At 42.1% G+C, this 14,321-nt stretch carries 10 protein-coding genes and 1 tRNA gene; 8 read left to right on the top strand and 3 right to left on the bottom strand.

The features are described 5' to 3' along the window. Positions 1-35 precede the first annotated feature (35 nt). The 6 genes from NWF01_11410 (at position 36) to NWF01_11385 (ending at position 8,163) form a co-directional block, all read left to right on the top strand. Positions 36-113: transfer RNA gene (locus tag NWF01_11410), tRNA-Arg, on the top strand. Between the two features lie 277 nt (positions 114-390). Continuing rightward, the gene (locus NWF01_11405; GenBank protein ID MCW4025622.1) at positions 391-945 is read left to right on the top strand and encodes a hypothetical protein; all 555 of its coding nucleotides are present in this window, start codon (positions 391-393) and stop codon (positions 943-945) included. After that, positions 920-1,660 carry a hypothetical protein gene (locus NWF01_11400; GenBank protein ID MCW4025621.1) on the top strand — a complete coding sequence of 247 codons (741 nt, stop codon included), beginning with the start codon at positions 920-922 and terminating at the stop codon, positions 1,658-1,660. The genes NWF01_11405 and NWF01_11400 overlap by 26 nt, the downstream gene beginning before the upstream one ends. A 271-nt stretch (positions 1,661-1,931) precedes the next feature. Further along, positions 1,932-6,623, top strand: a complete 4,692-nt coding sequence (locus tag NWF01_11395) for a hypothetical protein (protein ID MCW4025620.1) — start codon at positions 1,932-1,934, stop codon at positions 6,621-6,623. Positions 6,624-6,712: 89 nt separating this feature from the next. Next, positions 6,713-7,795 (top strand): type IV pilin, encoded by a 1,083-nt coding sequence (locus tag NWF01_11390; protein MCW4025619.1) that lies wholly within the window; start codon positions 6,713-6,715, stop codon positions 7,793-7,795. An 83-nt stretch (positions 7,796-7,878) separates the two neighbouring features. Further along, positions 7,879-8,163: a hypothetical protein gene (locus NWF01_11385; GenBank protein ID MCW4025618.1), complete on the top strand. Its 285-nt coding sequence runs from the start codon at positions 7,879-7,881 to the stop codon at positions 8,161-8,163. A gap of 310 nt (positions 8,164-8,473) precedes the next feature. On the opposite strand, the gene NWF01_11380 is transcribed toward NWF01_11385, so the two are convergent. Further along, entirely contained in the window at positions 8,474-8,692 is a 219-nt protein-coding gene (locus tag NWF01_11380; protein MCW4025617.1) for a hypothetical protein, read from the bottom strand. 2 nt (positions 8,693-8,694) lie between these two features. Next, a complete protein-coding gene (locus NWF01_11375) occupies positions 8,695-8,934 on the bottom strand; it encodes a hypothetical protein (protein MCW4025616.1) in 240 nt (79 codons plus the stop codon). A gap of 357 nt (positions 8,935-9,291) precedes the next feature. On the opposite strand from NWF01_11375, the gene NWF01_11370 reads away from it, so the two are divergent. Together NWF01_11370 and NWF01_11365 are read left to right on the top strand one after the other, a co-directional pair. Continuing rightward, on the top strand, positions 9,292-10,005 hold the full coding sequence (locus NWF01_11370; GenBank protein ID MCW4025615.1) for a hypothetical protein: 714 nt from the start codon (positions 9,292-9,294) through the stop codon (positions 10,003-10,005). Positions 10,006-10,074: 69 nt separating this feature from the next. After that, the gene (locus NWF01_11365) at positions 10,075-13,191 is read left to right on the top strand and encodes a hypothetical protein (protein MCW4025614.1); all 3,117 of its coding nucleotides are present in this window, start codon (positions 10,075-10,077) and stop codon (positions 13,189-13,191) included. Between the two features lie 17 nt (positions 13,192-13,208). Here NWF01_11365 and NWF01_11360 read toward each other — a convergent pair whose 3' ends face one another. Further along, entirely contained in the window at positions 13,209-14,270 is a 1,062-nt protein-coding gene (locus NWF01_11360; GenBank protein MCW4025613.1) for a radical SAM protein, read from the bottom strand. Positions 14,271-14,321: the final 51 nt, after the last annotated feature.

Genomic DNA, 14,321 nt, shown 5'->3' with positions numbered 1-14,321 from the left:
ATTATATGTGAATGTATCAACTATTCAAGCCCATTGGGTCCGTAGCTCAGCACGGATAGAGCATCAGCCTTCTAAGCTGAGGGTCGAGGGTTCAAATCCCTCCGGACCCGCCATACTTATCCTCTTTGGGTGGCGAGCAGGCTGGAACATGCAAACATGAATATAACAGTCAAGGATGAGAGTTTGCTTATCATTGTTTGTAGTTGAAATGTTTAGTCAGGAAAGTTTGACTTAGCCAAGTAAAGAAACTTTGACAAAAATCCTTTTATTTCAAACAAGTTAAAGCCAAATATGGTGCTTTAACTGCCAAGAAAAACAAAGATAATTAGTAAGGATTGTTTGGTTCTTTCTTGTTTTTTCATTGCCCTTTTTATGTGCTGTGTACCTCACGTGAACTGCGAAAACAAGGTTACTACTTTTACGGTTCAATCACCTATTGAAGGTTCTATTTATGGTAGCGACATTCCAGTTCAATTTTCTATAACTTATAGAAATGCCGATGATTGGTTTTTGCTCAATTCAACAATCGTTAAGTACTATTTAGATGGGCAACTGATTTCTCAACAACAGATTCCTGAGAGTTATTCAAGTGATGAGCCTTCAAGAATTTACAATGCGCCATTACCTACAGGCGGAGGATTAGTCTTAAACAATCTGGCGCAAGGTGAACATACACTTCAAATTACTGGTGCGGTCCATCTCAGTTGGATGTATTATGCCATTCCAGTTGATGAATCCTTTGACGCTCAAGTAAATTTCAAAGTAATAGCAGCACAAACGAACCAGACTTCCCAAATACCCAATACTTCATTTTCAAGAACACCACTACTTCTTTCTGGCGGTATTGCAGGAGCCGTTATTGTTGCTGTTGCTTTGTTGGTTGTTTATAGGAAGCATAGTTTGAAATTGAGAGTAGAAGGTGAAAACAGTAAAAAAGAAACTTAGCAAAAGCATGGTACTGCTGCTAATGACAGTACTTTTAGTTTCTTCTTTGGGGTTCATTGGTTTTGTTGCAGCACAAGAAACTGATGTCTATGGTACAAATGATAATATTGAAATCTTGAATTCTATAAAACAACTAGACCAAAATACAATTGTACTAAATTTTAAGATTCAAGCGCCTTCAGGATACTCTGTAGTTTGGAGCGGAACATTATTTGAAGAATACATATTTGCTGGCTGTTTAGTTGATTATCCAAAGGAAAAAGTTGTGGATGCACTATGGACTCAGGCAAGTTATTGGCAATCTACATATAATGATGAAGTAGTAGCTAAAACAATAAAAGTACCTCTTTCATACATTGCGGGGTATTATCAAGGCAGTATAGCTATTGAAAATTTGACTTATGGCTCTCACAGCTTAGTTGTTTGGGCTAGAAACGAAAGAAATATGCTGTCATTTAACCAAGTTAATTGGGCTGCCTTCCAAGAAACAGATTTTACAGTTTCAGATTCAACACCAATACCATCAAGCCCAACCACTACTCAACAGCCAACACAATCTACAGAACCTACAAATAATCAGACAATAACTCCAACTTCAGCGGCTATTGAGGCTCAATATATTTATGCTGAATTGTTTGTTACAGTTTTAATTGTTGTTGGCGTTATGATATGGCTAATTTATAGAAAGTTAAAGACTATAAAGAAAATTAGTTAGAAACAAACAAGGCTAAGTTGTTTGCAAAGATGCCCGTTTTCAGTTTGATTTTGGAAAGATTCATAAAGTGTCCTTTGCATAAAATGAGCCTGTTAACCCTATAGAACTTGAATACCTGTAAAGTAGTTCCTTAAGGAAGTTGAATTGCTTGAAAAAATCGCTATTGAATTTGCTAATAGCATTGTTTTTCTGTTGTTTGCTCTTTGTATCTATAGTTCAAGAGTCTGAAGCCTTAGGTGCCAATACAACAGATAAAAATACTTCAGCAAGTTTGGCTGTACCTAGCGAAGACACGAACACACAACTGTACACTTCCTCTGGAAGCGTAAGCATCAGCAAACATATAGCAACCCCCTCAGAGATTAACCAGCTTAAAAGTGAAATTGGAGTTTACGAAGAAGGAAAAAACTATAGCCAGATAATTGATGGCTACGGAACCGGTTTTTGTCCTCCAACCGAGCAAGAATGGGACTTGATTGCCGAAAACTTGACTTTAATCGATACAATAAATACAGGGCTCAGCGCACCCACCTCGATTGACCAATCAGCATCCATTTGGTTTCCCCCAATAGGCAATCAAGGTCAACAGGGCTCCTGCACGGCTTGGTCAATTGCATATTACATGAAAACATTCCAAGAAGCCAAAGAGCACAACTGGGATGTCTCTAATGCTGCATGGCAGACCACAAGTTTTCAGAGCAAAATAATGAGTCCTGCTTTTCTGTACAATTTGATTAATGGAGGGGTTGATTCTGGTTCAAGTGTTTCTTTTGCTATTGATTTGGTCTGTAACCTTGGTTTGTGTTCATGGGAAGAAATGCCTTATTCAGATAGTGATTACACGTCTTGGCCTTCGGGGGATGCATGGACGGAAGCAACATTATACCGTGGTGCTGCCTCAAGTCTTCAATATATAGACATCACAACCGATAACGGAATCACTGCTTTGAAGAATTGGATTGCCTCAGGAAACTTGGCGTCTATCGGGGTTGGTGCAGGACGCTTTACGTATCTGACAAGCGACGACATGTGGACTACTGACAACTATTACTCTCCCACCATAAACCATGCAAACACAATCGTAGGTTACGATGATAACTTGGCATACACAGAAAATGGGGTCACACATTATGGGGCATTTAAAGTTGCAAATTCGTGGGGCGTAGGTTTTACTGGTGAACATGTTCCTGATGGTTTTTACTGGATTTCCTATGAAGCGGCAAAGCAATGGGTTAAAACGTGTTATGTCTATAACGATGTGATTGATTACACGCCCCAATTAGCTGAGTCATTTACTTTAACAGATGGACGAAGGGGTAATTTGGTTATAGAGTTAGGCATGGGAACCCCTGGTTCACCTATATGTACGAAATATTTGACAGCCTTCATTAATGGTGGCACCCAGCAACTAAACCATAACCAATTTGTTATTGACATAACTGAATTCAAAAATTACGTGTCAAGTGTCGATAACCAAAACTTCTTTCTAAAAATTACTAATTATGGAATCACTTCAACAACGCTGTCACGATATTCAGTGGAGCTTTCTAACTCACAAGATGCTCCCTGCGCAATCCCAGCGGGAAGTAGCGTATGTTTAAACATCGTTTTGGCTCCTTTCACAACAACATGGACAAACCCTGCAACTGTTAATACAGACCAAGATTCTATTGATGGAAAAATTGCCACAGCAACCGATAGTTTAGGAAACATCTATGTTGCCTATCAGGACTTCTATGAGTTGTCAGGCTATACCGGTATTTTTGTTGAGAAATCAACAGATACTGGACAAACTTGGTCAACCTCAATTGTAGGATACTCTGATTACAACAATTTACTGAATCCGACAATAGCAATTGACCCCTACAACAATGACATCTATGTTGCAGCGGAACTCGAAGTTTCTGCAAGCGAGCATCAAATCTGGGTTTTAAGGTACTGTGATAGTTCTTGGAGTTGGGTATGTGTTGATAGTGATTCTGGGCAAGATTACCGTTTCCCTTCCATAAGTAGCGAATATCAGTATGGCGGTTTCAATCGTCAGTACATTTCTTATGAGTGCGTCTACAATAACGACGACCGCGACTTGATGTTCGCTAAATCAACAGATCACGGCGCCACTTGGACAAATAGCAAAATACATGGCAATTGGCCAGACAGCAATGTGTATACTCAAACAAGCTTAACAAATGCTCAAGGTTACCTCTACATTGCTTATCGATATACAGTGGACTTTGATAGTTCAGGCGAAATTAGGGTCGAGAGGTCAACTGATTTTGGGTCTACTTGGAGCCAATTCACCAATATTGATGGCTTAACAAATGATTGTCAATTTCCTTCAATTACCGCAACACATAGCGATGATATTGTTATGGTTGCGTTCCAGTATCAATTTAGTGCAAGTGACAGTAACATTTGCTATTCTTACAGTAACGATAAGGGATCCACTTGGACCAAAGGACTCTCTCTTTTTGCCTCCAGTTCACAAGATGAAAAAGCGGTATCATTAACTAGTAGTGACAGTGGTTCAATTTATGCCATCTGCAAGGCGGGACAATTTGCAGAATACAAAGCATCAGACAGCTCACAGCCCACAACTTGGGGACCTACTATTGTTGTCAGTGACTCTTGGGTAGGGTCGGGGCTCAGTGTTAACTATCACTTTTCAAGCAGCACATGCTACCCTTATGTTGTCTTCTCGGATTCCAGAACAAAGGACATCAGCTTTTCAATTCATGATACAATCCCGCCCTTGGGCTCTATTGTCATTAATAATGGGGATACATACACAACCTCGCCTGTTGTAACTTTAGCTTTGACTTATTCAGATGTGGGGTCAGAAGTTAGTTTAGTTCGGTATAGCAACGATGGAACAAACTGGAGTGCATGGGAGACTCCTGCTTCAACTAAATCGTGGGACCTGCCATCTGGTGATGGTGCAAAAACCGTTTATTATCAAATAAAGGATAATGCAGGCTTAATTTCAACATACTCAGACACTATACTCTTAGATACAACTTCCCCAACTGGCTCGATACTCATCAATAATGGAGATGCCTACACAACCTCAACCAGCGTCACGTTAACACTAACCTACGCTGATGGCAGTTCAGGAGTCAGCCAAGTGCGCTTCAGCAATGATGACGTCTGGGACACAGAGTCTTGGGAAAGCCCAGTTACCAACAAATCTTGGGTGTTAAGTGCAGGTGATGGCGAAAAAACAGTGTACTATCAGGTCAAAGATAACGTTGGATTTGTATCAGATACCTACTCCGCATCAATTGTGCTAGATACCACTGCTCCCACCGGTTCCATCATAATCAACAATGGGGATGCTTATGCCACTTCTGCAAACGTAACATTAACCTTAACGGCGGTTGACGAGGGTTCGGGAGTGAGCCAAATGCGCTTTAGCAATGACGGCACGTTATGGAGCAGTTGGGAAAATGTGGCTTCAAGTAAAACTTGGATGCTCTCCGATGGTAATGGGACAAAAACCGTTTATTATCAAGTGAAGGATAACGCAGGGTTCACTTCCATTTCATATTCTGCAACCATCATTTTAGATACTGCTAACCCGTCGGGTTCTATTGTTATTAACAGCGGTGATGCCTACACAACTTCTACGAGTGTTTTGTTAACTTTAACTGCCTCTGATAGTGGCTCTGGGGTTAGCCAAATGCGTTTCAGCAATGATGGGTTTTCTTGGAGCAGTTGGGAAGGCACATCTGCAAGTAAGGATTGGACTTTAACTTCTGATGATGGCACAAAAACCGTGTATTATCAAATCAAAGATGCTGCTGGCTTAATTTCAAGCACGTACAGTGGCACAATAATTTTAGATACTTCAGGTCCTTTGGGGTCAATTATTATCAACTCAGGTGATGAATATGTCACTTCCACTGATGTCACTTTAACTTTGACTGCTTCTGATAGTGGTTCAGGCGTAAGCCAGATGCGTTTTAGCAGTGACGGTTCAACATGGACTAACTGGGAAGCGTTTGCAACAGCCAAGGCATGGGTTTTAGCTCTGGGTGATGGTGTCAAGACGGTGTATTTCCAAGTTAGGGATAATGTTGGTTTTGTGTCTGATTCTTTTTTGGGCACTATTGTTTTGGACACTGTTAGTCCCACTGGTTCTGTTGTGATTAATTTTAATGATTTAAGCACTGGGTCTACAAGTGTACTTTTGACTTTAACATATTCTGATGCAACCTCTGGGGTTGGGCAAGCCCGCTACAGCAATGATGATTCTAGTTGGAGTGCCTGGGAGACTGCTTCTTCTACGAAGTCTTGGGTTTTAACTTCGGGTGCTGGTGAAAAAACTGTTTACTATCAGGTCAGGGATAACGCTGGACTAGTTTCTAACACGTACAATGATACAATCACCCTTTCTTCCGCTTCAGGTGGGGGCGGAGGCGGCGGTGGGGGTGGCGGAGGCTTTAGACCTAGTACGCCTACTCCAACGGCATCCCCAATAGTCACTCCTACACCAACCCCTACTGAAAGTACGGGCACAATTCAAGCTACAACAGATACTGGTCAAATTGTTTATCTTACAATATCTGGAAACATCACAGTTTCTCAAATGAGCAATGTTGTCATAACTACAAATCAAACATCCGCTACCACTTCTGTGTCCTTTATGATTTCTGGTGAACCTGGTGAGGTTGGGTTTGGTAACGTTACTATACCTAAAAATGCTATACCCAACGGGGACGCGCCAGAGGTTTATGTTGATGGCGTTTTATGTGCAGACCAAGGTTATACTCAGGATGCAGAGAACTATTATGTTTGGTATGTAACGCATTTTAGTACGCATGAAGTGTCAATTGTTTTTGTTGGTGCTCCTGTGAGCCAAACGATTCCTGTCTGGCTCTTGATATGTGTGGTGGTGATTGTTGCTATAGTGGTTGCTGTTCTTGTTTTGAGACAAAAGCATAAGAAAAGAATGCGGTTTTGATAAATTTTTATAAGGTTTTCCCCGATATTGATTAGTGATTCGTAAGACTTAAAGCAGTTCAATAGCCTAACTACAATAATAGACATGGAATGATTATGTATAACCTGTGGAAGAAAACAAGAGCTATTTCACCAATTATTGGCACCTTGTTACTTGTGGTTATTGTAGTGGTTTCCGGAGTTGCGCTTTATGCTTTTGTTACAGGCTGGCTGGGTTCGACTGGCGTTGGCATGCCCCAAATTGATCTTGCCTCAGCAGATTCCACGACTGGAACTATACGGTTATACGTTAGAAACGCTGGAATGGATTCTATCACTATTAACAAAATTTATGTGCAAGGCGTAACTGTCACAAACAACACAACTCCCCCTGCCGTGTGGACCCCCACTATCCCATCTGAAAATGTAGCCTTTCTTAGCATTGCAGGTCAAACTTTGACAGTAGGTCAAACATACACCGTAAAAGTGATTTTTGCAGACGGTAATCAAATAAGCACTTCCATTGTTGCCTCTCCATCATCGGGTACTCCATCTACTTCTACTCCTGCACTGCCCACTCCAACCCCAACTGCGACGCCCACTCCAACGGCAACACCAGTTCCCGGAATACCAGTCACCATAAGATTCGCAACCAATTTAACTCATTTTGATGGTCAAGGTATCGTAATTGATGGGGTTTCGCATAAATGGGTAGATTATTTAACTTTCAATTGGGTTTCAGGAGATACCCATACTGTTGAAGCTTTAAGTCCAGCTTACACGTGGGATACTCCGTCTAAGGGTTTTGTGTTTTATAATTGGACTAACGGCAACGGCTTAGTTGATGCTTCAGGAACCTTCACTGTTCCAGACGAATCCGTCACAGTTACAGCAAACTATGTGCAGTCAACAGTTTATGTGAGTTTTAGAAGTTCAGGTTTGAACACGCTTGATAGTGGCATAACCGTTCTCACTATTGATGGTGTTAACTATGACCGATGGGACGTAGCCAACACAAAGTTTTCTTGGACAATTGGTTCAACACACACAGTTGTTGCTTCTTCGCCTCTAAAGGGGTGGGACAATGCTGTATATCACTTCTCAAGCTGGACCAACGGTGATGGACTAACAAAAACCGCAACAACATTCACAGTGCCCTCAACTGATGTAACTGTCACAGCCAACTACACATAACAACCCATCAGCTCAACTGTTCAGCTACTTTTTTCAAATAGTTTTTATTGGAAACCTGCAACTATTTCTAGTGAGGTTTTTGTATGACTATATCTGATTTTGACCTTGAAGATTTTAACATGATTGATATGGATGCAAAAAAAGTTCTCGTTGCCCTCTCAGAATTCAGTGAAGGCGAATTAGTGAAGGGTGAGTTAATACATAAAAAAACAGGTTTAACTCCTATAACCATAAATGATGCCGTTAGGATTCTGGCAAAATCTTTGCTGGTGAACGTGCCAGATGCTTTGAAAAATCTGCCGCCTTACAATTTTTATGCAGTGGAAATAACTAATTTTGGACGACAAGTGCTGGAACAATTCGGATAAAGTTTCGACTGCGATAACATCTCGAAGGTTAACGGTCAAATCTGTTTGAGGAAAATTCTAAAACTTAAAACTCCAGACTTTGTTCCTGTTTTATTCAAAGAAATTGGGTGTAGGTGATGGTTCAGTGTTTTTCTTTTTTGGTTTTTATAAACATTCCAACGCCCACGGCAGTTATCGCTGCACCTACTCCTGCTACGGCTAAATATTTTTTGTAGTGATGCATAAACTTCGCCCATTTCCTAAAAGAAAAATGCCTAATTAAATGTATGTGGTTTCAGATGGGCACAAAATGTAAGGCAAATTTCTTCAGTTAAGGCAATACACCGTTTGGTATTCCAATTTGGGTTTGGTTTAGCAATTGGCTGGTTTGGTTTAGCAGTAGTTCTTCAAGGGTGCGTAATCTATCCAGTTGGGGATTATCTTCTGTTTGTATTGTTTGTTCAGATACAGTTATTGCGTAGTTAACCACAAAACAGCATAACATAACTGCTGAGGTAACCAGAAGCAGGGTTGCAACTGTACTCTGCATTTTTAGTTTTCACCTTCAATACTTTGAACTAAATCTTGCTTGTGCTCTCCGGGGGTGATTTTTACTTTTTTATGTTTGCTTTTTTGGTTTGCTTTTTGCATTGTTGTTATTTGGTTTTGGAGGATAATTTTTTGTGTCCAGTTAGGTAGTTCTGAGACGTTTTGTTCGGACTCTTTCCAAGTTTGGAGCCATTGCAGATGTGGTGCGAGTGGTTTTTGATGGTTTTTACCTTCTTTAGCCATTCAAACTCCCTCTGGATAGCCTACCTTCTAATTGAGCTATCCATCTTTGATATATGTCGAAAATCGAAATATCTTTTTGGTATGGAGTTTGATTTAACTGTTTTACAAGTGAGCAGGTTAAGCGCTATGTTGGCGTTAATTTAGCGTTAATTTGGTTTTGTTTTAACCTGTTTTGTGTTGAAAATGTTGTATATCTGTTTGACATGACAGCTGTTGTAATACCTTTTAGCTGTTTGTTGCTCGCTTGTGTAATCAACAAGTTAAATATATCAGTACCCCTTAACATGTAGGACGGTAACTAATTTTTAAAAGCAACTGTTAAGTTGAAAAAATAGTTTCCATTTTAGAGGTGTTTTGATGAATAAAAAAAATAATCTGATAATCTGTATTTTTTTAATTCCCACATTATTAACCAGTACACTGATTTTCCAAACAGTAAACGCGCAGCCAATCCCTCAAACTAAACCCATAGTCGCCATACACGTTTCAGAATACACACAGGAACATTGGACATATACCTCCTGGAATTACTTTGCACTATACACCATGCTCAAAGAAGCCTTCAAATCCGACGGAACCCCCTTCGTCGAAGTCTCAGATGCCCAAATCGAAGCAGGAGAACTGATGACTTCAGGCACACCCACATATCCGATACTTTTCAGTATAGCCTGTGAATGCATCTCAGACCAAGAAGCCACCCAGCTAAACAATTATGTTAGCGCAGGCGGATTCCTCTACGCTAGTGCCTCATCGTGGACAAGGTATGAAGATGGCACTCAAAGAAGTGACTTTGCTTTATCTGCTCAAATGGGCTTAAGCTCTGCCAATTTGCCGCCAAACAATTGGGCCCCGGTTCAAACTGCAAGAAGAGTAGCGGACCATCAACTGGTAAACTGTGTTCCTGCAAACGTTAACCTGAATTGGCGGTTGCCCTTGGAGGACCATACGCTGGTGAAGTTAGATGATTACCAAGCTGAACCACATTATGCTTGGATGACATCGGTGACGGAGGTTAGTCCAGCACAGGTTCTAATGACCATTGACGGGGGAATCATGTTTGCGATTAAGTAGCATAATGCTGGCTGGTTTATTTACAATTCAGAACTGGCTCCTTTAGCGTCATATAGCCTCTACAGCCCCATGGTTTACGAGTACCTAATTATCCGCCAAGCCATTTCATGGGCCTTCCAAACCCTCAATGTACCCTTAGTTAAACTTAGTCCTTGGCCCTACCAGTACAACTCTGCTTTTATCATACGGCATGACATGGACTTCTCTTTTGATGCTGTAAATTGGATGCTCTCCTCTGCTCAAACAGAAAAAAATCTGGGATTAACCGCTCAATACTACATTGTTACAGGTGATGTCAGGGATTCACCGAATAATGCATCCTTAATCAGTATCATTCAGCAGGCTTACGAGTTAGGTGCTCAAGTTGGGTCTCATAATGGAGGATTAAACTGCACACTATGGAAACCAGAGGTACAATATGGCGATTACGAGTATTACCACTGGACCTTAGATGATTGCTTAGCTAATTTTCCAACGGGGTTAACCGATGGTATGGCTTATGCTAATGAGTCAATTGTGTTATCATTTGTTGATTTGCAGAACTGGGTTGGAAGTCGATCTGACATTTGGGTTTCTCCCGGTGGACAAGCGTGCTGGGATGAAAGCTTCCAAGTTATAGATGACGTGGGGATTTCCAGTTCCGGCGAGTTTACAACGGCACCTTTCCCGCAGTTTGGGTTCTCGTTGGTGACCGAAAATAAAACCTACGGCTTTCTGCAAATACCTTTCTCACGATGGATAACCAGTTCAGGGAACATTTGCCAAAACATGGAAGAAATAGCATACTATGCACCCAACGACATGCCTGATCTTGTCGATTTCTACTACAACAGAGGCTTACTAGTTAGTCCATATAGCCACAGTTCCTCAGAATCAGGCATGCCCTATACTTTCATCACGTCTTGCCTCTCAAAACCCTACATGTGGAACGCTACACCCGCGCTACTGTGTGATTGGTACCAAATCCGACAGCAAGCCGCCATAACGCCTCAGTTCACTGAAATATCAGATGGACTATACAACCTAACCTTAACCGTTACGGGGGCGGCATCATCAGACATTGCATTGGATGTCAATTTGCCCGTGGACTTGGAATCTGTAAGCAGCTTGCAGGTTTTCTTAAACGGATCTCCGTCTTCAGATTATCGCCTTTTTGGTGAAACAATTAAAGTGCAGTCAGGTCAATCCTCTACAGTAACAGTTCTTTACTCCATCGATTCAGAGAGCAGTGGCACATGGGTTCAAACAAGCCAAGCAGACTTCCAAGCAGGCACCCTAAACAATCTTGATGCAACTAGCGTTCCAGGGCAACTCAGCCTTGCAATGTCTCAAACAGGTCAATCTTCTGTTCTCTTTTCTGATGACTTTAGCAATGCCACTTCAACAAGCAGCAACTGGACAGTCTACTCTGGTTCATGGACGGTCAGCGATGGATTCTACAACATGGCTGGTGCCCCAAGTACAGTGCTTTTAACGTATGGCGGCAACGCTTCATGGAGCAACTACATTGTTGAAGCCCGTGAACGTTATATCAGCGGGGAATATGCAGGCGCCATTGGAGCACGTTTCAACCCCAACACGGGAGCCCGCTACACGTTTTTCACCTGTCCAGACCCTGAAACTGATGGCCCAAACGTTGCTTATCTTGTAAAGTTTAATTCATGGACGGATATTACTGGAACAATGCTGGGTCAAGCCTCAGTTACAACAGACACCAACTGGCATCTGCTGAAAATGGAGCTAAACGGATCAAGTATCAAATGTTACTATGATTACGAATTGGTTTTCAACGTGACTGATAGCAGCTTACCAGAGGGCATGATTAATTTTGAATCCTTCGGGAGCAGCAATGCCTGCTATGACTGGGTAAACGTTACAACCCTCCCAACAGGTCCCTCAGTCTATCACACGCAGGGAACATTGACATCTTGTGCTTTTGATTCAGAAAATAGCAATACAAGCTGGAACCACTTTTCTTATACCGCAAATACGCCTGAGGGTACTGCAGTGCAGTTTAGAACCCGAACAGCAGCAACACAAGAAGGCTTAACCTCAGCTGACTGGTCAAGCTACATAACCACAAACAACACCGCAATATCCAGCAGTCCTAATCAATGGATACAATACCAAGCAGAACTGCTAACAAACAACACTGAAGTTACCCCCATCCTCTACGACGTCACAATAACATACAGCATAGATACCTCAGCTGACTGGGTTCAAACAAGCCAAGAAGATTTTCAAGCAGGTGTACTTAGCAGTCTTGATGCAGTATCGGTTCCGGGGCAATTAATGCTTTCATTACAGCAGGACCCTGGCGCACCGACAGTGCTCTTTTCGGACGATTTCAGCAATGCAACATGGACAAGTAATCAATGGACGGTTCTTTCTGGTTCATGGACGGTCAGCGATGGCTGCTATAACATGGTTGGTTCTTCGGATAACGTGATTTTAACCTACGCGGGCAACTCTTCATGGACTGACTATACAGTTGAAACCAGAGTACGCTATATCAGCGGAGAGTACACAGGCGAACTTAGCGCAAGACTCGACCCTGCAACAGGCTCACGGTACTCATTGATGATATGCCCCGCATTAGGTGGTCCAAACATGGCTTACCTGTTTAAATTCAGTTCGTGGAATGACATATATGGAGTTCTGCTTGGACAAACCTCTCTAACAACCGATACCAACTGGCACAATGTAAAGATGGAGTTTAACGGGTCAAACATCAAATGCTACTATGACGACGACTTAAAATTCAACGTAAACGATGACAGCTACTCAAGCGGACTCATCAATTTTGAATCATTTGGCGTCAGCAATGCAAGCTTTGACTGGGTTAACGTCACCAGCCTAACCGTCAGCGAACCCACCTATTACTACGCCGCTTCTGGAACGCTTGTTTCATCCGCCTTTGATTCTGGCTCAGCCTACACTAACTGGAACATGATTTCATGGACAGCATTAACATCCAATGAAACATCAGTGCAGTTCAGAGTAAGAACCGCCGCTTCACAAGCCGAGCTATCATCTGCTGAATGGTCACAATATTATGATACAAGCAACTCAGCACTCAGTGTTAACCAGAACCGTTGGATACAATACGAAGCCACACTATCCACAAGCAACAACACCGTAACGCCTGTTCTCTACGATGTCACAATCAACTACACAACAGGATAAAGAAGGAAAAAATTACCTTATTTTTCTCTTAAGGCTTTGGGGATATATGCGCATTGCAGGTCAGGACCCAGCAGGTCTCCAGTGTAGAAGTACGCTGAGGTTCTGCATCCGCCGCAGATGTCTTTGAATTCGCACACACCACATTTACCCTTGAGCAGGTTTTTGTCTTTAGCTTGAGTGAATAGTTCACTATTTTGCAGTGTGTCCCAGATTTCTTGCATGGACTGTTTTTGGGTATTTCCAAAGCGGTGCACATCATTGTAACTACAGGGGATAGCATCACCGTTTTCTGCGATGCTCATGAATTTGCCAAAGAAACATCTGCCCAAAAAGAAGTGATTATACCAGTTATCCCAATCAGGTATTCCCCGCTGCTTAGCAACACGCGCGTATGAGGGATAATACACGTTAAGCCCAGGTTTTCCTTTGTACTCGATGGTTAAATCGTAGAGTTTGTTCCATGCCCACTCATTCTGCTCGGGAGAAGGCACATTTTTGAGGCTTTCTTTGCTGTAGGGAATCATGCCGTGATAAATTACCCAGCGCGCCCCATACTTTGCAGCTAAATCCAGCACGTCTCTGAAGTCGGCTTCGTTAACGTTGGTGACTTTGCTGTCAGTGTTAACCAAAGTGTACACGAGACAGTTGAGCAGGTTATCTTTGGATAGGCGCTCTATTGCTTTAACGGATGCATCATAAGAGCCCACGCCTCGCACGGCATCATCGGTTACTTTGCCGCCGTCTATGCTGATTGAAACTTTTGTTTCGTTTTTAACGATGTAATCGTGAGCTTTCTCATCTAAAAGCCTGCCATCCGTAATTATGCTTGTACCCATGCCTAATTTATGGGCGTACGTGAGCACTTCAAAGAGGTCTTTGCGTAGCAGTGCTTCTCCGCCGGTTATTCCAAAAAAGCTTGCGCCAAACTCGTATGCTTGGTCCACCAGTTTTAGGGCTTCTTTAGTGCTCATTTCGTTTTGAGCCGCGGCGCTACATGCTGAAGTGCAGTGTGCACAGCCAAAGTTGCATTGGAAAGTGCATCGCCAAGGCAGAATGTATAGGGGTCCTTTTTTCTGCAAACACAGCCACCAGTTAATACTAAATTTTTCTGTGCTTATCCTCATATAGAT

It is taken from the genome of Candidatus Bathyarchaeota archaeon (assembly GCA_026014585.1).
Lineage (GTDB): Archaea > Thermoproteota > Bathyarchaeia > Bathyarchaeales > Bathycorpusculaceae > Bathycorpusculum.
The sequence above is the reverse complement of the archived record's forward strand: the minus strand, read 5'-3'. Positions and strand labels throughout refer to the sequence as shown.

Bases quoted from the DNA above. Each gene is read 5' to 3' on its own strand.
- NWF01_11390 (MCW4025619.1), top strand. From the start codon at position 6,713: ATGATTATGTATAACCTGTGGAAGAAAACAAGAGCTATTTCACCAATT.
- NWF01_11385 (MCW4025618.1), top strand. From the start codon at position 7,879: ATGACTATATCTGATTTTGACCTTGAAGATTTTAACATGATTGATATG.
- NWF01_11365 (MCW4025614.1), top strand. From the start codon at position 10,075: ATGGTTTACGAGTACCTAATTATCCGCCAAGCCATTTCATGGGCCTTC.
- NWF01_11380 (MCW4025617.1), bottom strand. From the start codon at position 8,692: ATGCAGAGTACAGTTGCAACCCTGCTTCTGGTTACCTCAGCAGTTATG.
- NWF01_11370 (MCW4025615.1), top strand. From the start codon at position 9,292: ATGAATAAAAAAAATAATCTGATAATCTGTATTTTTTTAATTCCCACA.
- NWF01_11375 (MCW4025616.1), bottom strand. From the start codon at position 8,934: ATGGCTAAAGAAGGTAAAAACCATCAAAAACCACTCGCACCACATCTG.